The 22,601-nt window shown below is 72.5% G+C and carries 17 protein-coding genes and 1 riboswitch; of the genes, 12 read left to right on the plus strand and 5 right to left on the minus strand.

The window, feature by feature from the left end; all coding sequences use genetic code 11:
* Window positions 1–8 precede the first annotated feature (8 nt).
* The 4 genes from Acy02nite_RS30145 to Acy02nite_RS30160 all read left to right on the plus strand — a co-directional run bounded on the left by Acy02nite_RS30145 (window position 9) and on the right by Acy02nite_RS30160 (window position 6,356).
* On the plus strand, window positions 9–983 hold the full coding sequence (locus Acy02nite_RS30145) for an AAA family ATPase (RefSeq protein ID WP_203747026.1): 975 nt from the start codon (window positions 9–11) through the stop codon (window positions 981–983).
* Window positions 980–2,092, plus strand: coding sequence for a DUF58 domain-containing protein (locus tag Acy02nite_RS30150; RefSeq protein WP_203747029.1), 1,113 nt, complete (start codon window positions 980–982; stop codon window positions 2,090–2,092). Before Acy02nite_RS30145 ends, Acy02nite_RS30150 begins: the two co-directional genes overlap by 4 nt.
* Complete coding sequence (locus tag Acy02nite_RS30155; RefSeq protein WP_203747032.1) at window positions 2,086–4,437, plus strand: transglutaminase TgpA family protein; 2,352 nt, start codon at window positions 2,086–2,088, stop codon at window positions 4,435–4,437. The genes Acy02nite_RS30150 and Acy02nite_RS30155 overlap by 7 nt, the downstream gene beginning before the upstream one ends.
* 158 nt (window positions 4,438–4,595) lie before the next feature.
* Window positions 4,596–6,356, plus strand: coding sequence for a hypothetical protein (locus Acy02nite_RS30160; RefSeq protein ID WP_203747034.1), 1,761 nt, complete (start codon window positions 4,596–4,598; stop codon window positions 6,354–6,356).
* A gap of 48 nt (window positions 6,357–6,404) precedes the next feature.
* Here the strand turns inward: Acy02nite_RS30160 and Acy02nite_RS30165 are convergent, their stop codons facing one another.
* Entirely contained in the window at window positions 6,405–7,112 is a 708-nt protein-coding gene (locus tag Acy02nite_RS30165) for an alpha/beta hydrolase (RefSeq protein ID WP_203747037.1), read from the minus strand.
* 51 nt (window positions 7,113–7,163) lie between these two features.
* Between Acy02nite_RS30165 and Acy02nite_RS30170 the strand changes: the two genes are divergently transcribed.
* The 3 genes from Acy02nite_RS30170 to Acy02nite_RS30180 all read left to right on the plus strand — a co-directional run bounded on the left by Acy02nite_RS30170 (window position 7,164) and on the right by Acy02nite_RS30180 (window position 11,002).
* On the plus strand, window positions 7,164–8,321 hold the full coding sequence (locus Acy02nite_RS30170) for a GAF domain-containing protein (protein ID WP_203747039.1): 1,158 nt from the start codon (window positions 7,164–7,166) through the stop codon (window positions 8,319–8,321).
* A 7-nt stretch (window positions 8,322–8,328) separates the two neighbouring features.
* The gene (locus tag Acy02nite_RS30175; RefSeq protein WP_239175347.1) at window positions 8,329–9,975 is read left to right on the plus strand and encodes a sensor histidine kinase; all 1,647 of its coding nucleotides are present in this window, start codon (window positions 8,329–8,331) and stop codon (window positions 9,973–9,975) included.
* A gap of 181 nt (window positions 9,976–10,156) precedes the next feature.
* On the plus strand, window positions 10,157–11,002 hold the full coding sequence (locus tag Acy02nite_RS30180; protein WP_239175349.1) for an aminoglycoside phosphotransferase family protein: 846 nt from the start codon (window positions 10,157–10,159) through the stop codon (window positions 11,000–11,002).
* A 152-nt stretch (window positions 11,003–11,154) separates the two neighbouring features.
* Here the strand turns inward: Acy02nite_RS30180 and Acy02nite_RS30185 are convergent, their stop codons facing one another.
* Window positions 11,155–12,771 (minus strand): glycoside hydrolase domain-containing protein, encoded by a 1,617-nt coding sequence (locus Acy02nite_RS30185; protein ID WP_203747041.1) that lies wholly within the window; start codon window positions 12,769–12,771, stop codon window positions 11,155–11,157.
* 172 nt (window positions 12,772–12,943) lie between these two features.
* Here Acy02nite_RS30185 and Acy02nite_RS30190 point away from each other — a divergent pair, with 172 nt between their 5' ends.
* The 3 genes from Acy02nite_RS30190 (at window position 12,944) to Acy02nite_RS30200 (ending at window position 16,407) form a co-directional block, all read left to right on the plus strand.
* Complete coding sequence (locus Acy02nite_RS30190; protein ID WP_203747044.1) at window positions 12,944–14,167, plus strand: MFS transporter; 1,224 nt, start codon at window positions 12,944–12,946, stop codon at window positions 14,165–14,167.
* A 61-nt stretch (window positions 14,168–14,228) separates the two neighbouring features.
* A complete protein-coding gene (locus Acy02nite_RS30195; protein WP_203747046.1) occupies window positions 14,229–14,816 on the plus strand; it encodes an HD domain-containing protein in 588 nt (195 codons plus the stop codon).
* A 109-nt stretch (window positions 14,817–14,925) separates the two neighbouring features.
* The gene (locus tag Acy02nite_RS30200) at window positions 14,926–16,407 is read left to right on the plus strand and encodes a GGDEF domain-containing protein (RefSeq protein WP_203747049.1); all 1,482 of its coding nucleotides are present in this window, start codon (window positions 14,926–14,928) and stop codon (window positions 16,405–16,407) included.
* 28 nt (window positions 16,408–16,435) lie between these two features.
* On the opposite strand, the gene Acy02nite_RS30205 is transcribed toward Acy02nite_RS30200, so the two are convergent.
* From Acy02nite_RS30205 to Acy02nite_RS30215, 3 genes are read right to left on the minus strand one after another with little or no spacing between them, the layout of a single operon-like run.
* Window positions 16,436–16,849, minus strand: coding sequence for a MarR family winged helix-turn-helix transcriptional regulator (locus tag Acy02nite_RS30205; RefSeq protein WP_203747052.1), 414 nt, complete (start codon window positions 16,847–16,849; stop codon window positions 16,436–16,438).
* A gap of 19 nt (window positions 16,850–16,868) precedes the next feature.
* Window positions 16,869–17,960 (minus strand): M20 family metallopeptidase, encoded by a 1,092-nt coding sequence (locus tag Acy02nite_RS30210; RefSeq protein ID WP_203747055.1) that lies wholly within the window; start codon window positions 17,958–17,960, stop codon window positions 16,869–16,871.
* A gap of 55 nt (window positions 17,961–18,015) precedes the next feature.
* Window positions 18,016–18,792 (minus strand): DUF1684 domain-containing protein, encoded by a 777-nt coding sequence (locus Acy02nite_RS30215; protein WP_203747058.1) that lies wholly within the window; start codon window positions 18,790–18,792, stop codon window positions 18,016–18,018.
* Window positions 18,793–18,864: 72 nt separating this feature from the next.
* Window positions 18,865–18,979, plus strand: a riboswitch (SAM riboswitch).
* A gap of 49 nt (window positions 18,980–19,028) precedes the next feature.
* Between Acy02nite_RS30215 and Acy02nite_RS30220 the strand changes: the two genes are divergently transcribed.
* Window positions 19,029–20,234, plus strand: coding sequence for an aminotransferase class V-fold PLP-dependent enzyme (locus Acy02nite_RS30220; RefSeq protein ID WP_239175369.1), 1,206 nt, complete (start codon window positions 19,029–19,031; stop codon window positions 20,232–20,234).
* Between the two features lie 54 nt (window positions 20,235–20,288).
* Complete coding sequence (locus Acy02nite_RS30225; protein WP_239175351.1) at window positions 20,289–22,541, plus strand: putative bifunctional diguanylate cyclase/phosphodiesterase; 2,253 nt, start codon at window positions 20,289–20,291, stop codon at window positions 22,539–22,541.
* The last annotated feature ends 60 nt before the right edge of the window (window positions 22,542–22,601 follow it).

Consider the following 22,601-nt stretch of genomic DNA (forward strand, 5'->3'; position numbering starts at 1 on the left):
AGGACCCTGTGACACCCGAACCGCTGCCGCCGTCGTACGTCTCCGGCTTCGCCCAGGTCGCGAGTGAGCTCGCCGACCGGATCGGCTCGATCGTGCTGGGCAAGCCGGAGGTCGTGCGGCTGGCGCTGACCGCGCTCTTCGCGCAGGGCCATGTGCTGCTCGAGGACGTGCCCGGCGTCGGCAAGACGACCCTCGCGCGGGCACTCGCGGCGTCGGTCCGCGGGCAGTGGCGGCGCATCCAGTTCACGCCCGACCTGCTGCCCTCGGACGTCTCCGGCGTCACGATCTTCAACCAGGCGAGCCGGGCGTTCGAGTTCCACCCCGGCCCGGTCTTCGCGAACATCGTGATCGCCGACGAGATCAACCGCGCGTCGCCGAAGACCCAGTCGGCGCTGCTCGAGGTGATGGAGGAGCGCCGGGTCACCGTCGACGGCGTGCCGCACCCGGTCCCGCAGCCGTTCCTGGTCGTGGCCACACAGAACCCGGTCGAGATGGACGGGACGTACCGTCTTCCCGAGGCCCAGCTCGACCGCTTCCTGGTCAAGCTGAGCGTCGGCTACCCGGACGAGGCGGTCGAGATCGAGGTGCTGCGCGGCGCCGCGGGCCGCTCGCCCGACACGCTCGAGCCGGTCACCGACACGAACACCGTCGGCGAGATGGTCAAGATGGCGTTGCAGGTCCACGTCGCCGACCCGCTGTACGCGTACGCGGTCCGGCTCGCCGCCGCCACCCGCAACCACCCGCAGGTCCGGGTCGGCGTCAGCCCCCGCGGGGTGATCGCGCTGACCCGCGCGGCGTGCGCCTACGCCCTGATCAACGGCCGCGGCTACGTCCTCCCCGAGGATCTGAAAGCCCTGGTCGAGCCGGTCTTCGCGCACCGCGTGCTGCTCTCGGCGGACGCCCAGCTGCGCGGCGTCACCGCGACCGAGGTGCTCGCCGACGCCATCAACTCGGTGCCGGTGCCGCTGCCGGCGAGCGCGTGACCGCTCGCGGCATCGGCCTGCTGGCCGCGGCGGCTGCCCTGCTGACCGCGGGGTTCGCGTACGGCTATCCGGATCTCGCTCTGCTCGGCGCGGTCGCCGTGGTCGCGGTCGGCTGCGCGCTGGTCTTCGCCTACTGGCGGCCGCAGCTCGGCGTCCGGCGGGTCGCCGAGCCCGACCGGGTCGCCCGCGGCGAGCCCGCACGGATGCGCCTGACCGTCAGCAACACCAGCCGGATGCGCGCGGCCAGCATGGTCGCCACCGATCGCTGCGGCCCGGCGAGCGTGCCCGTTCCGCTGCTGCGCCTGCGCCCGGGCATGGACACCACCGTGGAGTACCCGGTGCCGACCACCCGCCGCGGCATCGTGCCGATCGGCCCGCTACGGGTCACCCGTGCCGACCCGCTCGCCCTGGTCACCCTGAACCGGACGTACGGCGAGATCGCCAACGTCTGGGTCCATCCGACGATCCACCTGCTGCGGGCGGTTCCGGCCGGCATGGCGCGCAGCCTCGACGGGCGGATCGACAAGGTCCCGCAGGGCACGATCACGTTCGACGCGCTCCGGGAGTACGTGATCGGCGACGAGCTGCGCCGCGTGCACTGGCGCAGCTCCGCCAAGGTCGGCGAGCTGATGGTCCGCGAGCAGCTGGACACCTCCGAGCCGACGATCGTGGTGCTGCTCGACGATCGGGCACGCGCCTACCCCGACCCGGAGGCGTTCGAGTCGGCGTGCGAGGCGGCCGCGTCGATCGTCGCCGCCGCGGTGCGCGAGGACCTGCCGGTCAGCCTGCACCTGGTCTCGGCCGTCGCGACCGGGCCGTACCTGGACGTGCTCACCGAGGTGACCCTGGTCGACGGCGACCTCGACGCGACCCTGCGCCGGCTGCGTGCGCAGCGGCTCGGCGACACGCTCGTCTTCCTGACCGGGCCGGGCGGGCGCGGTGACCTCGGCACGTTCAGCTCGCTGCGGGGGACGTACCCGGTGGTGCTCGCGGGCCTGTTCGGCGACCGCGACGCCGCGCCGGTCAGTGCCGGTGACCGGCTGATCGTCATCGAGGCAGCCGACGGCGCCGAGTTCGCCGCCGCGTGGGACGGGGTCCGCGGATGGTGAGGGCCCGGCCGTACGTGGTGGCCGCCGCGCTCGCCGGCATGCTCACGCTCGCCGGGGTCGTGCTCGGCCGGATCTACGCCGACGCGCTGCTGGTCCAGCTCGTCGCCGGCGCCGCGATCGGCTCCGTCGGTGCCGGGCTGGCGACCCGCCGCCTGCCGTCGTGGAGCGCGGCGCCGGTCTCCACGGTGCTGCTCGTCGCGTACGCCGGAATCGGTCTGAAGATCGCCGCGGGGCATGCCGGCGTGACCACCCCGTTCACCACCACGGTCCGGGATTCCCTGGTCAACGGCATTCCCCGGCTGCTCACCGCGATGATCCCGGTCGAGTCGACACCGGACACGGTGGTCGTGCCGATGATCGCCACCTGGTTGGCCGGGCTCGCGGCTGTCGAGGTCGGGGTGCGGGCCCGGCGGGTGCTGCTCGGCACGCTGACACCGGCCGGGCTCTACGCGGGCGCGCTCTACGTGGTCGGCCCGAACGAGGGCGCCGCGGCCGGGCCGACGCTCGGGTTCGCCGCGCTGGCGGTGACGGCGCTCGCGGTCTCCGCCCGCCGGGCCGCCCCGCCCGCCGACATGTCCGGGAAAGCCCGCGCCAGGACACTCGCCGGCAGCGCCGCCGGGCTGGTCGCGGTGCTCGGGCTGGCCGCCGTCGTCGGCCCGTGGATCAGCGGGCAGGTCGACGCCGCGCCGGTCGACCCGCGACGATACGTCGAACCGCCGCAGGTGGACAGCCTCGACGAGAGCCCGCTGAACCGGATCTCCGGCTGGATGCTCGCGCCGAAACAGCAGCTCTTCGGGTTCAAGCCGGAGTCCGCGCCGACCGGCAAGGCGAAGACGGTCAAGGTACGCCTCGCGGTGCTGTCCGATTATGACGGCGTGACGTGGAGGGTCGGCGGCGTCTACCGCAACGCCGGGCGGGTGCTGCCGGAGCAGACCACCCTCGCGGGCGCCGCCGTCACCGACGTACGGCAGCAGTTCTCCATCGCCGGGCTGACCGGCCGTCTCCTCCCCGCGGTCGCGACCCCCACCGGGGTGTCCGGCGCCCGGGTGGCGTACGACGCGGACACCGGCACCTTGATCCGCCCGGAGAGCCTGACCAGCGGACTCACCTACACCGTCACGTCCCGGGTGCAGACGCCCGATCTCAACATGCTGCCCGGCGCGCAGTCCCCGTCCGGTGACGAGGTCGTGCGCTACCTGTCGGTCAGCGACGGCGTCCCCGACTCCGTGCGGCGGCTCGCCGATCACCTCGCGGAGGGCAACGGCGGGTCGTACGACCGGGCGCTGGCGATCCAGGAGTTCCTCGCCGAGCACTACCGGGAGACGGCTGACGCGCCGAGCGGGCACGCGTACCCGAACCTGGCGTACTTCCTGTTCGGGCCGCGTGACCAGGGCGGTCAGGAGGGCACGTCGGAGCAGTTCGCGGCGTCGTTCGCGCTGCTCGCCCGGCTGACCGGCCTGCCCAGCCGGGTGGTCGTCGGGTTCGACGCCCCGGCCGCGGGCGGCGAGGTCACCGGTGGGGACGCGGTCGCCTGGCCCGAGGTGCTCTTCAACGATCTGGGCTGGGTGGCGTTCGACCCGATGCCGACCAGCGACGATCCGACACCGGTCGAGCAGGACTTCCAGCCGAAGCCGACCACGCCGCCGACGACTCCGCCGCAGACCAGCGCGCCCGTGGACCCGCCGTCGGCGTCCGCGTCGGCGGTGGCCGCACCGGTCGAGGCCGCGGACGGGGTGCCGGCCGGCGTCGTGGCCGGAGGGACGTCCGGGTCGCTGCTGGTCCTGCTGGTGGTGGCGGCGCTCGTGGTCGCGCGGCTGCGCCGGGGGTTGCACCGGCGCCGGCTGTACGACGGCAGCCCTGATCAGCGGATCGCCGGGGCGTGGCTGGAGTTCACCGACGCGTTGCGGCTGGCCGGGCAGCCGGTGCCGGATCATCTGTCGGCGACCGAGCTGGCGTCCTACGCCGCGGAGCCGCCCGCGCCGCGTCCTGGCGGGTTGCTGCGGCGGGCGGCGCCGGGCGCGGTGGCGGTGCTCGAGAGATCAGCCCTGAAGAAGACGGCCCCGGAGAGGACGGCAACAGCGCCGGGGACCGACCCGGACGGGACGGCCCTGGAGAGCCCCGAAGCGCAGGCGCCGCTGCCGCCGCTGGACCAGCTCGTCGACGCGCTGAACACCGTCGGGTTCGCGCCGGGCGCGGCCGACCCCGGGCAGGCGGATCGGGCCGGCGCGCAGGCCGTCGCGTACGCCGCGGCCCTGAAGGAACGCCGCTCCCGGTGGCGCCGGATCTGGTGGAGCATCCACCCCGGACCGCTGCGATGGCACCGCCGAAGGCAGGTTAACGACTGAGGAGGCCGGGCATCCCGGCCGGTCACCCGCGCGGCTGGAATGGTCCCCGGCCGGGGTGTGTCGAAGATCCAACGCCCGGACGACCCCGGCCGGACGGTGAATAGTGATCCCCGCCCGGATGCTGATCATGGCGTCCACGTACGGGGAGTCGACCACTCATGCAGAGCGCCGAATTCAAGTCCGTAGGCCCGCGCCGGATCGGCGCCGTGCTGGGAGCGGCCCTGTTGATGACCGCCGCCAGCTGCACCGGCGACGACGAGAAGCCGTTCGCGGGGGAGCTGCCGCCGCCCGGCGCGATCTGGCCGACGCTCGAGCCGCCGCTGCCGGACGTCGACGGCGACGGCGTCCTGGAGCAGCCCGGCACGATCGGCCAGGGCGACGAGTTCCAGGAGGGCGACGCTCTGGGCGGTGACGGTCTGGGCGGCGACGGCCTGGGCGGCGATGGTCTGGGCGGCGACGCGGGCTCAGGCGGCATCGGTACGGCGGTCGGCGGTCCGCAGTCCGGAAACGATCAGTCGCAGGCAGGCGTCGGCACCCGTGCGCTGGGTCCCGGCGGCACCGTTGTCGCCACGCCCGGCGCGGGCGGGCACCACCACCACGGCGGCGCCGGTCTCGGCCTCGGCGGCACCGCCGTCGACAACCCACGCGTGACCGGTCCCGTCGCGGGCGGCGTGGGCGGCCCCGGTCTCGGCGGCGCGACCCCGGCCGGCGGGCAGAGGCCGGCCCCGGCCGCTGGGAACGGCTCCCGTCCGGCCGGTCAGGCGCCGGCGGCCCGCCCGGGGACGCTGACCGCTGGCACGCTAACCCCGGGCACGCTGACCCCGGCCGGACCGGCCCCGCAGCGACCGGCGGTGCCGGCCCAGCCGGTCGTCGCGCACAACCCGCCGACGGCGAACGGCCTGCCGCAGGCCCACAACCAGCCGCCGACCCGCAACCTGCCGCCGGCTCACAACCTGCCGCCGGCGAACGCGCAGGCCGGCAAGGTGGTGCTGGCCGTGCTGCCGCACGCCGTGCCGCCGCACGCCCAGCCGCCGGTGAGCGCCGACCGGCCGCAGGTCAGCCCGGACCGCCCGGCGGCAGCCCACGGCGAGCGCCCGGCCCAGCAGCGCCCGGCCCAGCAGCGCCCGGCCCAGCAGCGCCCGGCCCAGCAACATCCGGCCCAGCACCGGCCTGCTCAGCAACATCCGGCCCAGCAGCATTCGGCCCAGCATCGTCCGGCCCAGCACCAGCGTCCGGTTCGGGTGAGGCCGGCCCAGCACCACGCGACCCGGAACCGCCCGGGCTGGGTCCGCGACCTGGATCGCCCGATCAACGCCGACCGCAGCTGCAACTCCGTCACCGACCTCGGCTGGCTCGCCGGCTCGAAGTTCTGCTTCGACGGCGGCCGTGACGACCTGGACTCGCAGATCTTCATGTTCAACCAGGCCGCGATGCCGATCGCCATGCCCCGCTCGGCCGGTCACGGTCACGGTCAGGCGTTCCCGTTCGGCGGCTGGTTCCTCGACGACGGTTTCGAGTCCGGCGACGACGGTTTCGAGCGGTTCGACGACGACGGGTTCGACGTGGTCCGAGACGGCGTGTTCGGCTGGGGAGACGGCTGGGGCTTCGGCCGCAGCGCCGGGGGTGACGGCGAGCGGGATCGGCCGCGCCACCGGCACCGTGAGGAGGCCCGGCACGCGACCTCCGCGCAGCGCGAGGACGGATCCCGCACCGGCCACGCCGCACGCAGCCATGACGATTCGGAAATGCCGGAATCATCCCGTGAGCGCGGCGACGCCAGCCGCAAAAGCAACGGCGACGCCAGCGGCAACGCCAGTCGCAGCCGCAACGTCAGTCGCAGCGGCAACGCCAGCGACAACGCCGGTCGCAACAGCAGCGACGACGCCAGCGGCGACAAGGTCGACGAAGACGCCGCCTGATCGCCACGATGCCGCCGCCCGGATCCCGGACGGCGGCATCGACCGGACTCAGGCAAGCCGGGCCAGCACCAGCTCCATGGCCCGCGAGATCGCTTCCCGCGACTCGTCGGTGTCATCCTTGGCGTCGAACGAGTGCTGCCCGTCCGGCACGTCGACGATCTCCAGGTTCGCCTTGGCCCCCGCGGTCACGAACGCCTCCACGGCCCGCGCCATGAACGGGTTCTCCCTGCCCACCCGGGTCAGGACGATCGGCAGGTCCCCGGCCTCGGCCACCGCCGCGATCGGGTCGAATCGCGGATCCACGGTCCAGTCGGGGAACGGCACGAGCAGCGGGTAGCTGAGCGCCACGGCCCGCAGCCAGGACGGCGGTTCCCGGAACCAGTCGGCCGAGAACAGCCCGCTCCCGGAGTAGAACCAGAGCGCCAGCCGATTCCCGTCCACCCGGGGGTCGCTGCGCAGGGTCTCCAGCGCCGCCTCCACGTTCGAGGCGCCCTCCGCGTACGCCTCGGGGCTGTGCAGACGATGATCGACCACCGCGCCGATCACCCCGCGGGCGGCGGCCAGCAGCGCGTACCCCTGGAAGACCGGCCAGTCGCGCTGGGTCGGCTTGACCTCGGCGGGAAGCGGCCCGCCCGGCACGATCAGGATCGCCGGGCGCGGACCGGCCAGCTCGTCGGGCAGGTAGAGGTCGAGGAACTCGTGGCGTTCCGGAGTGCGGGCCTCGACGGGAAGAACGAAGGGCTTCAGGAAGTCCATCGACGGAGTTTAACGTCTCAGCAATCGGCCCGTCCGGGCGAAGAGGAGAGGGTGGAGCAGGATCTGCACGAGTACCGCCTCCTCGACACGCCGCCGGAGGAGGAGCTGCGGGCCGTGGTGCGGGTCGCCGCCACGATCGCGGGGGTGCCGTCGGCTGCTCTGAACCTGCTCGACGAGCACCGGCAGTACCAGTTGGTCCGGGTCGGCGGCGCGCCGGTCGAGTGCGCCCGCGAGGATTCGATGTGCGGCGTCCAGTTCGGGTCGGGCGCGTTCGCGCACGTCCCGGACGCCTCGCTGGACGAGCTCTACCAGCACAATCCCTGGGTCGACGGGAGCCTGGGCCGGCTGCGCTTCTACGCCTCGGCGCCGCTGGTCACGCCGCGGGGGAATGCGCTCGGCACGCTGTGCGTCTTCGACGACAAGCCGCACGAGCTGACCGCGCAGCAGCAGGAGCAGCTCACCGGCCTGGCCGGGATCGTGATCGCGTTCTTCGAGCGCCGCCGCCAGGCCCGGCTGACCGCGGAGCTGGCCGCCGCCGCGCAGGCCCGGGAGCAGTGGACGGACACGCTGCTGGACACGGTCGACGCCGCGGTGATCGCCTGCGACGAGCACTACCGGGTGACCCTCTGGAACCGGGCGGCCCGCGAGTGGCACGGCCGCAGCGGGGAGGACGACCGCGCGCCGACCGACATCGCCGCCCGGTTCGGCCTGTTCGAGGCGGACGGGGTGACTCCGGTCCCGGACCACGAGCTGCCCCTGCACGTCGCTCTGACCAGGGCCACCGTCGTGACCGGCAAGGAGATGGTGATCCGCCGCCCGGACGGCGACCCGGTGCACGTGCGGGTCAACGCCAGCCCGCTGCACGGCCCCGGCGATCGGATCATCGGCGCGGTCCTGGCCCAGGCCGACGTGACCGCGGAACGCCGGCGCCGCCGGATGATCGAGGAGGCCCGGGAGCGGCTGGCCGCGGCGAACGCCGAGCTGGAGCGCTCGAACGCTGACCTGACGAACTTCGCCGCCGCGGTCAGCCACGACCTGGTCGCCCCGCTCGCCGCGGTCGGCGGTTACCTGGAGTTGCTGGCCGGTGAGGGCTATCCGCAGGCGCAGGAGGGCTCGGCGGAGGTGGCCCGGATGCGTGACGTCATCGACGGACTGCTGGCCGACGCGCTGGCCGCCCGATCGTCAGGCACGACCGGCGGACGCCGATAGGGGAGAGGTGGACCTGGTCACGCCGGCGGACGAGCGGGAGCAGCGGCGACTGGCCGCCCTGCACGAGTACCGCCTGCTCGACTCGCCGGCCGGTGACGAGCTGGAAGCCGTCGTCCGGGTCGCGGCGACCGTCGCCGGGGTGCCGACCGCCACGCTCAACCTGATCGACGAGAACCGGCAGTGCCAGCTGACCACCGTCGGTTTCACCGGCGGCGACTCGGCGCGGTCCGACTCGATGTGCGCGATCCGCTTCGAGACCGGGGAGTTCACCTACCTGCCGGACGCGAGCCTCGACGCGACGTACCGGGGAAATCCGTGGGTGACCGGCGTGCACGCCGACGTCAGGTTCTACGCCTCGGCGCCGCTGATCAGCCCGGACGGCTTCGCCCTCGGTTCGCTCTGCGTCTTCCACGACCGCCCGGCGACGCTCGACGAGCACCAGATCGCCCGGCTCAAGGATCTCGCGCAGGTCATCGTGGCGCTCTTCGAGCGGCGCCGCCAGGCCCGGATCAACGCGGAGCTGGCCGCCGTCTCGGAAGCCCGGCAACGCTGGACCGACACGCTGCTGGAGACGATCGACGTGGCAGTGGTCGCCTGCGACCGCGACGGCCGGCTCACCCTGTTCAACCGGACCGCGCGGGAGTGGCACGGGATGGACGCCGACCCCGGTGCCGACCCGGGCGAGTACGCGGACCGCTACGCCCTCTTCGAAACCGACGGCGTGACCCGGCTGACGCCCGAGCGGCTCCCGCTGCTCCGGGCGCTGCACGAGGGCACGGTCCGCAATGCCGAGGTCGTCATCCGGCGGCGCGGCGGCGAGCCGATCCAGGCCACCGTCAGCGGCCGGGCGCTGGTCGCCCCGGACGGCACGCCGATCGGCGCCGTCGTCGCGATGAACGACGTCACCGTCGACCGTGCTCAGCAGCGCGTGATCGAGGAAGCCCGCCGCGAGCTCGCCGCCGCCAACGAGGAGTTGCGCCGCTCCAACACCGACCTGTCCAACTTCGCCGGCGCGGTCAGTCACGACCTGGTCGCCCCGCTCGCCGCGGTCGGCGGCTGTCTGGAGCTGCTCGAGGGCGTCGCCGACGGCCGGTCGCGCCACTGGGTCGGCGCCGCCTCCCGTGCTGTCACCCGGATGCGCGACCTGATCGACTCGCTGCTCGGCTACGCCCGGGCCGGCAGCGCCCCGATCCGCTGCGTCACCGCCGACCTCGGCGAGGTGTTCGACAGCGTCGTCGCCGACCTGCGCGCCGAGATCGACGCGGGGACCGCCACGGTCACCGCACTCGGCCGCCTGCCCAGGGTCTCCTGTGACCCGGTGCTGGCCCGGCAACTGCTCCAGAACCTGATCGCCAACGCGATCAAGTACCGGCACCCGGCCCGCCTCCCGCACGTCGAGGTGACCGCCGTCCGCGACGGCGCCTGCTGGGCGATAACGGTCGCCGACAACGGCATGGGCATCCCACCGGAGCAGCGCAGCCGCGTCTTCGACATGTTCACCCGCCTGGAGGGCACCTCCGCGGCCGGGCACGGCATCGGCCTCTCCAGCTGCATGCGCATCGTCGACCGGCACGGCGGCACCATCCGGGTCGCCGAGAATCCCGGCGGCGGCACCCAGGTGATCTTCACCCTGCCCAATCAAAAGCTCTTATAGTACGTTTTCTGCCCACGCCCGCCGAGCAGCGCCGGCTCGCGGCCCGCTCCAGGCCGACTCGCAGCATCCGGGCATTCCCGTGGAGACCTGGTCCGCCCATCGGCGCGGTGCCGGCTCGCGGCCTTACCTCCGAGGGCATAGCCTCCGAGACGAGAACTGATCGCGATCGGACGGGGAAGTCGTGCAGAACATCAGCACCGATCTGGTGCGGCGCCTGGTGGACACGCAGTTCCCGGAGTGGGCCGGGCTCCCGCTGAGCCTCGTCGACCCGGCCGGCTCCGACCACGTCATCCACCGGCTCGGCCCGGAGCTGTCGGTGCGGCTGCCCCGGCACGAGGGCGCCATCGGCCAGGCCGCGAAGGAGTTCGAGTGGCTGCCGAAGCTCGCGCCGCACCTGCCGCTGGCCGTGCCCGTGCCGGTCGCGGTGGGAGAGCCCGGCTTCGGCTACCCGTGGCACTGGGCGGTCGCCCGCTGGATGGACGGTGAACCCGCGACCACGGCACTCGACTCGGTTGCCACCGCGGAGACGCTCGCCGGTTTCCTGCACGCGTTGCAGGCGTTGCCGGTCGACGGCGCACCGACCGGCAACGACGGCCTGGCCGGCCGGGACCCGTCGACCCGGGCCGCGATCACGCAGGCCGCGGACGCCTTCGACGCGGTGGCGATGACCAGGCTCTGGGACGAGGCCCTGGCCGCACCCGGCTGGGAGCGGCCACCGGTCTGGTTCCACGGCGACTTCCACACCGGCAACCTGCTCACCACCGCCGGCCGGGTCAGCGCGGTCATCGACTTCGGCGGCCTCGGCGCGGGCGACCCGGCGGTCGACCTGATGATGGCGTTCACGCTGATGTCGGCGCGCAGCCGGGCCGCGTTCCGGGAAGCGCTCGGCGTCGACGACCCGACGTGGGCGCGCGGCCGTGGGTGGGCGCTCTCCGCGGGCCTGATCGCCTACACGGCTTACGCCGCCACCGACCCGCACATCGCCGCGGTCACCACCCGCCAGATCACCCAGGCACTCGACCGGTAGAGCCCGCCGCTGCCGGTACTCGAGCGTTCGTCGCGTCCCGCCGGATCGGAAGCGCCAGCCTCGAGCTTGCGCGGCGACGGCGGTGAGCCACTTGACCGCGGAAGGTTCCCGGATGGTCGTGGCGGCTCACCGCCGTACGGCGAAATGAGGGTCTAGAAGAGCTGAGCCCGGGCCTTGTAACCGCTGGCGATGCGGATGCCACCGCTCAGCTTGGTGCCACTGCCGCGGAGCAGCATGAGGTAACCGGTGCTCGCCTGCACGCCGGCCACGTCCGGATATCCGTCGCGGTCGAAGTCGCCGATGCCGGTGAGGTCGCGCAGACCCGGCTGGGAGCCGATCACGACGCCGGCCTGGAAGCCGCCCGCCTTGCCCTTGTAGAGCATGATCTGGCCGGTCTTGATGACCTTGCAGACGAGGTCCTGGTAGCCGTCGCGGTTGAAGTCGCCGACGCCGGTGAACTCGTTGCGGTTGGACCAGTTGCCGGTCGCGACCCGCTTGGCCGGGCCGAGCTTCGCGCCCGCCTTGCCCGGGTAGAGGAACAGGTTGCCGGTGCTCTTCTGCTGGGCCAGCAGATCGGGGTAGCCGTCCTTGTTGAAGTCCCCGATCGCGGTCAGCTCGCGCATCGACTTCATGTTGCCGAACAGCAGCTTGCGGCTGCCCAGCTTGCCGGTGCTGCGACCGGGGTAGAAGTAGAGCGCGCCGGTCGACGCCTGCCGGGCGACGACGTCCTGGATGCCGTTCTTGTCCAGGTCCATCCGGAGGATCTGGTCGAAGCCGCCGAAGCTGCCCACCAGGGTCCCGGCGGTGGCGAGGTAGTTGCCGTTGCCGGCGTAGGAGTAGAGCCGCTTCGAGCCGGTGGTGATCGCCAGCAGGTCGGACCAGCCGTTGCGGTTCCAGTCGGCCTGCAGGGTGGCCGGCATCCGGCGGAAGTCGACGTAGTTGCTGTCGATGTTGATCGTGACGCCGCCGTAGGTCTCCTTGTGCCCGCCCTGGTACTGCTTCATCCGGCGGTGACCGGTCCAGTACGTGCTCGGGATCGCCGCGTCGGAGACGGTGACCACGTTGTCCCAGCGGGCGAAGTCGACGTAGTCCGGCCGCGCGTAGCCCAGCTTGTTGTAGACCGCCACCTGGTCGGCGACACCACTGCCGGCGCTGCTGTAGAAGCCGGAGGCGTAGCTGAGGGCGTGCAAGCGGGAGGTCCACGCGTTCATGAACGCGAGCACCCCGGCCTGACAGGCGGCGTTCTTCGTGTCGTACGCCTCCATGTCGTAGATCAGCACACTGTTCGGAGACAGACCCAGAGCCTTCGCCTGTGCGACGGCGTCGGTCGCGGCCGCCGTGCCCTGCGCACCCGCCTTCGCGTTGTCGATCACGCTCTTCTTGGCGGTGGTGCAACTGGCCTGCGGCCCGACGTAGAGCGGGAGCAGCTTCCAGCCGCGCGTGATCTGCTCGCGGACCCAGGCCGCGGTCAGGTTCGGCTGGGCGCAGCCCCGGCTCGCGCCACCGATGTAGATGCCGACCGCGCGGTACGGCGACGACTTCAGCCAGGTGGCCATCGTCGAGCTGGACGGCGCGGCGCACGCGTCGAAGGCCTTGCCGGCGAACGTGCCGGGCTGCGGCGGCAGGGCCGTGGCCGCGTCCGCGGTGTTGAAGAAGACCAGTGGGGTCAGCGACAGCAGCGCGACGGCGCCGCCGAGAAGGCGTTTGCGGTACTGCCGGAGCCAGCTGATCTGCATCCGGTGACGCCCCGGTTTGGGCGTATCGCTCATGGGGTTCCTGACGTCGGGACTCTCATGGCACAGAGAACCTTCGGATCGAACCAGCCCGATATGAGGCTGCCAAGATCTGTTCGGCTGACATCCGTACGGCCGAAGGTATGAGTCCGGTGAGGTCGCCCACTCCACGACGAAGCCGCGCCCCGCAACACCCTAGGGTCGTCTGGTGGATCAACTGACCGGGCGGCAGCGGTGGACCGCGCTGGTGGCGCTGGCACTGGGCGGCGTCGCGATCGGCCTGACCGAGTTCGTGGCGATGGGCCTGCTGCCGGACATGGCGCGCGACATGGTGCCGCAGGCGTGGGCCCGCTCGCAGGAGGACGCGCTCGCGCAGACCGGCTGGGTCATCACGGCGTACGCGCTGGGAGTGGTCACCGGTGCGCCGCTGATCGCCGCGCTGTCCGCGAGGATGCCCCGCAAGAAGCTCGTCCTCGCCCTGCTCGTGCTCTTCACCGCGGGCACCGTCGCGTCGGCGCTCGCCCCGACGTTCGGCCTGGTGCTGGTCGCGCGGTTCGTCGCGGCGCTGCCGCACGGCGCCTACTTCGGCGCGGCCGGCCTGCTCGCCGCCACCCTGATGGGCCCCGGCAACGAGGCGCGCGGCTTCGCGACGGTGCTCGGCGGCCTGACGCTCTCCAACGTCGCCGGGGTCCCGCTGATCACCCTGGTCGGGCAGTCGGCGGGCTGGCGCGTGGCGTACCTGGCGATCGCCGGGGTCTTCCTGCTCGCCCTGTTCGCGGTGCTGGCCACGGTGCCGCACATCCCGATGGCGGCCGGCGCGTCGGTCCGGGCCGAGCTGCGTGCGCTGCGCCGGCCGCAGGTCTGGCTGATCGCGGTGACCGCCGCGATCGGGTTCGCCGGCTTCTTCGCGGTGGACAGCTACATCGCGCCGGTGACCACCGAGGTGACCGGGCTGGCCGCCGGCGTCGTGCCGTGGGCGCTGGTCGCGGTCGGGCTCGGCATGACCGTCGGCAACGCGCTCGGCGGCTGGTTCGCCGATCGTGACCTGCGCCGCGCCACCATCGTCTCGTTCGGCTCGGTCATCGTCGCGCTGGTGATCTTCGCGCTGATCGCCGACACGACCATCGGCCTGTTCGTGGCGTCGTTCCTGGTCGGCGCGACCAGCCTGTCCCTGGGCCCGGCCCTGCAGGCCCGGCTGATCACGCTCGCGCCGGAGGCGCAGCTGATGGGCGCCGCGGTCAACCAGTCCGCGATGAACGTCGCCAACAGTCTCGGGGCGGCGCTCGGCGGCCTGGTGATCGCCCGGGGGTACGGATATCTGGCGCCGGCCTGGACCGGTGTCGCCCTGGCCGGGGTCGGCCTGGTGCTCGCCGCGACGAGTTTCGCGCTCGACCGGCGCTCTTCACTGGCAGCCACCTCGGTGGCCGGGTGATTCAGGGCCTGCTCATGCCCAGTTCGTCTGCTGTTCACCATCGGGGGCCTACGCTTCGGCGATGACGGCCACCAGCGTCCTCACCCCGGTCGCGACCCTTCCCGAGGGTCCGCTCAGCGCCGCCGCCCGGGTGCTCGCCGAGTCCCTGCTCGGTGACCTCGGCAACCGGTGGCTGCACACCAGAGGTGTCGCCGCCCGTGCGTCCGGGCTGGCCGCGCCGCTCGGGATCGACGCCGACCTGATCACGGCCGCCGCGTGGCTGCACGACGTCGGCTATGCGGCGGAGACCGTGGTGACCGGTTTCCACCCGCTCGACGGCGCCGACCACCTGACCCGCAACGGCTGGCCGGTCCGCGTGGCGGGCCTGGTCGCGTACCACTCGGGTGCCCGGTTCGTGGCCGCCGCCCGTGGGCTGAGCGAGCTGCTCGCGGCGTATCCCGACGAGCGCACGGTGCTGGCCGACGCCTTGACGTACGCCGACCAGACCGTCGGCCCGAGCGGCCTGCGGGTCGACCCGTCGTCGCGGTACGCCGAGATGCTGGAACGCCACGGGCCGTGCTCGTGGAACGCCCGGGTGGACGCCGACCGGGGTCCGTACCTGCGTGGCATCGCCCACCGCATCGAATACCTGCTCTCCTTCACCGCCTGACGCGGCTCCGGGGACGGTCCGCTCCCGGATTGCACCCGTCGCACAACTCGGCCGGACCCCGCCGGGTGGTGTGCTGAACGGCAGCACCATTGCCGTCCGGGGGGAAAACATGAGCCGTCACAGGTGGAAGCTGTACGGTGCGGTCACCTCCGCGGCACTGCTCGCCTATCAGCTGATCCCGGAGAGCGCGTGGTGGAAGGCGGCCTGGCAGGTCGCCGTCGGCTACGGGGCGGTCGCCGCCGTGCTGGTCGGCGCGCACCGGCTCGCGCCGGGGCAGCGGGCGCCGTGGTGGTGTTTCGCGGCGGGCCTGTTCGGCAACGTCTCCGGCATCGCGGTGGCCATCTACTCCGCCGAGGTGCTGCACGTCGACGAGTCGCCGACGGTCGCCGACCCGCTGTTCCTGACGCTCTACCCGGCCTGTGCGCTGGGCGTGGCGTTGCTGCTCAAACGACGTGAGCCCCGCCGGAACTGGGCTGCCATGGTGGACGCCGGCACCTTCGCCGTCGGGCTCGGCGTGCTCGCCTGGGTCTACGTCATCGCACCCGCCGCGCACAGCCCGGACACGACGCTGCTGGCCCGGATGGTCTCCATCGCCTACCCGGTCGGTGACCTGCTGCTGCTGGCGATGCTCACCCGGCTGCTGCGCTCGGGCGGCACCCGCGGCTCGGCGTTCTGGTGGATCGCCGCCTCCTGCGGCGCCTTCTTCGTCGGTGACACGGCGTGGGTGGTGCTCAACAACCTCGGCGTCGACATCAACGGCCTGCAGGTGGTCAACCGCGGGATGGACATGATCTTCCTGACCGCCTATTCGCTCTTCGGCGTGGCCGCGCTGCACCCGAGCGCCCGGGAGCTGGACCAGGCCGGCGCCGGCGCGGCTCCGCGGCTCAGCCTCCCGATGCTCGCCTCGCTCGCCGCCGCCACGCTGATCGCCCCGGTCCTGCTCGGTATGCAGCTGGTGACGAACACGCTCGCGGACGGCCTGGCGATCGTTCTCGCTTCGGCGGTGCTGTTCCTGCTGGTCGTGACCCGGATGGCCCAGTTGGTGCGGGAGGTGGAGCGGCAGGCGGCGAAGGTGCAGACCCTGTCGCGCCAGGACGAGCTCACCGGGCTGCCGAACCGGCGTGCCTGGAACGACGACATTCCCCGTGCCCTGAAGCAGGCACAGGCCTCCGGTGCCCCGGTCGTCGTCGCGATGATCGACCTCGACCATTTCAAGAAGTTCAACGACACCTTCGGTCACCCGGCCGGCGACCGGCTGCTCGTCGAGGCCTGTTCCGCCTGGCGCGGCTCGCTGCGCGCGGTCGACACCCTGGCGCGTTTCGGCGGCGAGGAGTTCATCGCCCTGCTCCCCGGCGTGACAGCCGGCGAGGCTGCCACGATCCTGCGGCGGACGCTCGAGGTCACGCCCCTGGGCCAGACGTTCTCGGCGGGTTTCGCCTGCTGGGACGGCACGGAGACGGCCGGTGAGCTGATCGCCCGGGCCGACGCCGCGCTCTACCGGGCGAAGGAGGCCGGCCGCAACCGCGTCGTGGCCGCCGAGCCGATCGCGGAGCCGCGGGTTCCACGCGGCGACGGCGCCCTGGTCGGCTAGCCACGGACGTGTCATCCGGGCCGCGGCTTCACTGCGGCTCGGCCGCTTTGAGCAGCAACTCGTGGAGGGTTTCGCGCTCGCCGGCGCTGAGGCGCCCGAGGGACTCGGCGAGGACGCCGTCCACCGCCTCCGCGCCGGCCAGCCGCAGCTCGTCACCGGCGGGGGTGAGCTGGTGCTGAACCTTGCGGCCGGGTCCTTCGATCCGCTCGATGAGACCGCGGTCGACCATGCGCCGGGCGAGCTCGCCCATCGACTGGTCGGTCTGGAAGGTCAGCTCGGCCAGCCGATGCAGGGAGGCGCCGGGGATGGCGTGCAGGTGGCGCAGGGTGTCCCACTGCACCAGGGACAGGCCCAGCGGGGCCAGGCGCCGGTTCGCCTTGCGATGGTGCTGCCACTGGAGGCGTTTGACGGCCAGGCCGACCTGCTGAAGGGAGGAGCTCATCCCCGCAGGTTATCGCAGGTTACGTATATAAGGAACCTGACTTCAGAAAGAGCGACAAGGCTTGCGCGTACGGACCCAGCGAGCTGATCTCCACGTACTCGTCCGGGCCGTGCTGGCCGTTCCCGGCCGGACCGAAGATCACCGCGTCGACGCCGAGCGGGAAGTAGAAGCGGCTGTCGGCGGCCCCGTGCTTGCGCAGCAGCTCGCCGGAGTAGCCGGTAGCGCGTGCCGCCTCCTGCAGCGCACGCACTCGCGCACTCGACGGGTCGGCCCGGTGTGGCGTGCCGAGCGCGTCGACCCGTACCTCCAAGCCGGTGATCTTCCGCAGGTGGGTGGCGATCTCGTCGGGGGAGCGCCCGGTCAGGTCGGTGTCCTCGGGCGGGAACCGGATGTCCAGCCAGGCGGTCGCGTCGGCCGGCACCTGGTTGACGGCTTCGTTCGTCGTCTCGATCCGGGCCACGTTGACCGTCGTGGTCCAGGCCTCCGACGCCGGCACCGGATAGCGCTCGAGGAGCCGGCCGATCCCCGCGTGCAGGGCGAGCAGCGCGTTCGACCCGAGCCACGGGTACGCCGCGTGCGCCGTCTGGCCGGAAGCGATCAGTCGCGCCCGGGCCAGGCCCTTGGACTCGGTCACCACACGCAGGGCGCTGTTCTCCCCGATGACCACGAAGTCGCCGCGGACTCCCTGCTCGACCTGATGACCCGTACCGTCGAAGCCTCCGACCTCCTCGTCGGTGACCAGTTGCAACGCGATCGGGTAGGGCAGCTCGGCCGCGAGGGACCGGAACACGGTGGCCAGCACGAGCGCGGCCACCTTCATGTCGTGCGTGCCCCGGCCGTAGAGCCGGTCGCCCTCCCGGCGCGGCCGGAACTGCTCCGGCGTGCCGGGGACGACGTCCAAGTGACCGTTGAGGATCACCTGGGGCCGCCCCGGGCGGTCGGGGTGGGTGACCAGCGCGCTCGGCTTGCCGCGGGACTCGAAGCGGCGGACGTCGAAGCCCGGGCCGACCAGGTCGAGCACGAGGCCGAGGGCCCGGTGCAGCTCATCGGGGCGGTCGGCGGTGGAACGGATTCCGATCAGCGCCTCGGCGGACGCGAGCAGCTCCTCCATCGCATCGACGTTAGCGGGAGTTCCCATCGACGTCAGCGGGGAGTTTGCGTCGACGTCAGCGGGGAAGCTGCTCGCCCGCCTCCACCGCGATCGGCAGCTTGTTCCCGGCCGGCGGCAGCGGGCACGTGGCGAACTCGGTGTACGCGCACGGCAGGTTCGTCGCCCGGTTGAAGTCCAGGGTCACGGTGCCGTCCGCGTCCGGCGCCGGGATGGCGAGACTGCGGTTCGCGGCGTACGTCGTCACCCCCGAAGTCGCGTCGGTGAACAACACGAAGAGTGACCCCGGAGTGCCGCCGTTGAACGCGGTCAGCTCCAGATCCTGCCCGCCGACGGTGAACCTCACCTTGCCCGGCGACTCGTAGACGTGTTCGAGCCCCTCCGACACCGAGCCCACGGTCACCGGCACCGGCTCCTCGAACGGCACGAACGTGCCGCTCACCACCCACTTCTCGTCCGGGGTGTAGGCCGGCGTGCCGAGGTACTTCACCAGCGTCTCGTGCGAGGGGTGCCGGGGACGCAGCACGTCGTACCCGCCACGGCGGGCGATCTCCAGCTTCGCGTCGCCGTAACCGACGGTGATGTCGCCGCGCTCCGGGATCGGATCGAACCGGTGCTCGCCCGGGCCGATCCCGTCCAGCGACTCGCCGGGTGCGAGGGTCACCACCACGCCGTCGGGGCCGGTGCTCCACTCACCCGGCGCGCCCGGGAACCGCTGCGGGTTCCCGTCCAGCCAGTGCAGGCCGGTGATCGCCAGGAACCCGTGCGGATCGGCCCGCCGCTTCTCGTGCTCGTCGTGCCACTGCGTCCACTGCTGCGCGAAGTCGTTGCTCATGCATCGACCGTAATCCCTACTTCTGGAATGGGATATGGCGGGAGCCTGTGACTTCTGCTAACTTCGTCGCCAGGTCATGAGTGTCAGCGCGTAGCCCCGGCTTGCTGACCGGCAACCCTTGCGTTCGCGATGGGGTGCCCCGGGTGAGGACCGGGCCGGTGTCGCCCGACGCCGGCAAGCGCGGGCCCGTTCGGGGTCCCTGACCTCGGCGGAGGCATGCCGTGTCGGCTCTCGACATCGTCGGCGACGACCTGAAGACCGAACTTCCCAGCGGCGAGACGGTACGTTTCGCGCACCTCGACTACGCGGCCTCGGCGCCCTGTGCGCAGGCCGCGGCGCAGGCCGTGGCCGAGCTGCTCCCGCGGTACGGCAGCGTGCACCGGGGGACCGGGGTGCGCTCGCAGACCTCGACGGTGGCGTACGAGGTGGCCCGGGACGTGGTGGCCGAGTTCGTCGGCGCCCGGCCCGGCGACGAGGTGATCTTCACGCGGAACACGACGGATGCGCTGAACCTGCTGGCCCGGGCGCTGCCCGAGGGCACCACCACGATCGTGTTCGAGGGGGAGCACCACGCGAACCTGCTGCCCTGGCCGAATCCGCTGCGCCTTCCCGCCCCCGCATCGCCCGAGGAGGCGCTGAATGCGGTCGAAGGCGCGCTGGCCAGGGTCACGGGCCCGGCGGTGCTCACCGTCACCGGCGCGAGCAACGTAACGGGCGAGGTGTGGCCGATCAGGGAACTCTCCGACCTCGCCCATGCTCACGGCGTACGCGTGATCGTCGACGCGGCCCAGTTGGCGCCGCACCTGCCGGTGAGCCTGGACCAGCTCGGCGCCGACTATCTCGCCTTCTCCGGTCACAAGCTGTATGCCCCCTTCGGTGCCGGAGTCCTGGCCGGGAGAGCGGACTGGCTGGACGCCGCCGGCCCCTACCTCCACGGCGGCGGCGCCAGTGCCACGGTCGGCGACCACCCCGGTGAGCTGACCTGGGCCACCGGCCCGGCCCGGCACGAGGGCGGCACCCCGAACCTGCTCGGCGCCGTGTCGGTCGCCGCGGTCTGCGCGGCCCTGCTCACCGCCGATCGGGACGCCCTGCACCGGCACGAGCAGCGTCTCCTGGCACGCCTGCGGGCCGGCCTGCCCGAGGGCGTCCGGGAGGTCAGCCTCTTCGGGCCGGACCATCCCCGGGTCGGCATCGTCTCGCTGGCCCTTCCCGGTCACGACCCCGCGCAGGTCGCGCACCGGCTGGGCCGCGACCACGGCATCGGGGTGCGAGCGGGCCAGTTCTGCGCGCATCCGCTGGTGCGGCGCCTGGTGGACACCGACAGAACGGACGCGTGCGGCTCGCCGGGGACGGGGCTGCTCCGCGCCAGCTGGGGCCTGGGCAGCACCGAGGAGGACGTGGACCGCTTCACCCGGGCGCTGTCCGGCGTGGTTCACTCCTGACCGGCAACCCCGGGAGACTCCATCCGCCGCCCCGCGCTGTCGATGAAGTGCGATGTGGGGACCTGGCTGAAGACGCTGCGAGACCGGCTGCCGACCGGTGGGGGCCTGCGCGACGAGGACTGGACGACGCGGCACCGTCTGCTGACCGTGCTGCTCGCCGTGGTCGTGGTCGTGGTGACCGTGTTCGGCGCGCTGCGCCCCGGCCAGGGTCCCACCCTGCTCGCAACCGACCTGCTCGTGCTGCCGTGCGTGGTCGCCGCGACCCTGCTGAAGGGCCGGCGGCTGCGCTCGGTCGCGGTCGCGTTCGGCTTCACCGTGGCGTGCGCCGGCTTCGTGTCGCTGAGCAACGGCCTGACCGAGGCGCACTTCTCGTTCTTCGTCGCAGTCGCCGCGCTCGCCCTCTACCGGGACTGGGCGCCGTTCGGGGCGTTCCTGGTGGCCACCACCGTCCACCACGGCCTGTTCGGCATGCTGACCGGGACGCACACCTACGACCACCAGTCGGCGCAGGCGCACCCGCTGATCTGGGCCGGGCTGCACGGTCTCGCGGTGCTGCTCGCGGCCGGCTTCCAGGTCGTGCAGTGGGGGCTGACCGAGGCCGAGGAGGCGCGCGCCGCCGAGAACCTGCAGGAGAGCCAGGCCCAGCTCAGCGTCGCGTTCGACGAGACGCCGGTGCCGATGGCGATGTTCGCGCCGGACGGGCGGGTGCTGCGCACGAACGCGGCCTACCGCCACTGGCTGCGCCTTCCGGAAGAGCTTGCACCCGATTTCTCCGTACGGGATGTGCCGCTCGTCGCCGTCGGCAACCAGGGCAGCCTGTTCCCGCAGATGTCGGCGTCGGCGGATCCGCTCACGCTGACGCGCCAGTACCGCCGTACCGACGACGGGTCCTTGATCTGGGTCGAGGTGCACAGCACGCCGCTCTACGACCAGCAGGGCACGCTCCGGTTCGTCTTCGCGCACTGCCTCGACGTCACCGGCGTCCGCAACCACGAGGAGGAGCTGCGCCGGCAGGTGCGGCAGGACTCGCTGACCGGGCTGCTGTCGCGCCAGGCGTTCGAGAACGACCTGGGTGAGCTCCTGCAGGGCCGCGAGCCGGTGAGCGTCATCTACCTGGACGTGGACCGGTTCAAATCGGTCAACGACGGCGCCGGGCACGCGACCGGCGACGACGTGCTGCGTGCGCTGTCGGCCCGGCTGACCGGCGTGGTGCCGGCCGGCGCGCTGCTGGCCCGGCTCGGCGGTGACGAGTTCGTCGTCGCGGTGACCGGCCCGGACGGCGCCGGCCTGCGCGTCGGCCGGGAGATCCTGGCGTCGATGGCCGAGCCGCTCGACGTGGCCGGCAACCAGCTGCCGATCTCGGTCAGCATCGGCGTCGCCACCGATCACGGCGCCGAGCACGCCGACGACGTGGTGCTGGCCGCCGACACGGCGATGTACACCGCCAAGCGCGCCGGCGGCAACCGGCTCGAGGTGTTCGCCGAGGACATGCGGGTGTCGGTGCACGAGCGGCTGGCCGCCGAGGCACGCCTGCGCCAGGCGCTCGCCGGGCACCTGCCGTGGACGCTGCCGCTGTGGTTCCAGCCGGTCGTGTCGACCGTCACCGGGCAGATCGTCGGCGCGGAGGCGCTCGTGCGGATGCGGATGCCGGACGGGAAGATCCTCAGCCCGTACCACTTCATCGGCGCCGCCGAGGAGACCGGCATGATCGTTCCGCTCGGCGAGCACGTGCTGCGCTCGGCGATCGATCACCTGATCTACTGGTCGGGCCGGCTGGGATACGTGTCGGTGAACGTCAGCCCGCGGCAGCTCGCCGAGCCGGACTTCGTGCCGATGCTGGCCGGCCTGCTCGCGCAGCACCCCGGGCTGGACCCGTCCCGCCTGGTCCTGGAGATCACCGAGACCGCGCTGCTCCTGTCGACGGTCGACGTCAGCGAGCGCCTGGCCACCATCAAGCAGCTCGGCGTACGGATCGCGCTGGACGACTTCGGCACCGGGTACAGCTCGCTGACCTGGCTGAAGTCCGTCCCGGCCGACATCGTGAAGCTGGACCGCTCGTTCGTGGCGGGCCTCGCCGAGGACCAGCGCAAGTCCTCGATCATCCAGGCGGTGCTCTGGCTCGCGCAGTCGCTGGGCATGTCCACGATCGCCGAGGGCGTCGAGGAGATGGCCGACTGGGAGGCGTTGCGGGTCGCCGGATGCCCGGCCGTGCAGGGCTACTTCTTCAGCGAGCCGCGGGCACCGGAGGAGTTCCAGGAGATGTTGATCAACCGGAAGTGTGTCACTCCTCTGGCTCAGTTCACCTGATTGAAACCACAAGGGGCCTCGCCGCCGGTTAGAGTCCCGAAATCCTGGACAACGTAGATC

It is taken from the genome of Actinoplanes cyaneus, assembly GCF_016862095.1.
Lineage (GTDB): Bacteria > Actinomycetota > Actinomycetes > Mycobacteriales > Micromonosporaceae > Actinoplanes > Actinoplanes cyaneus.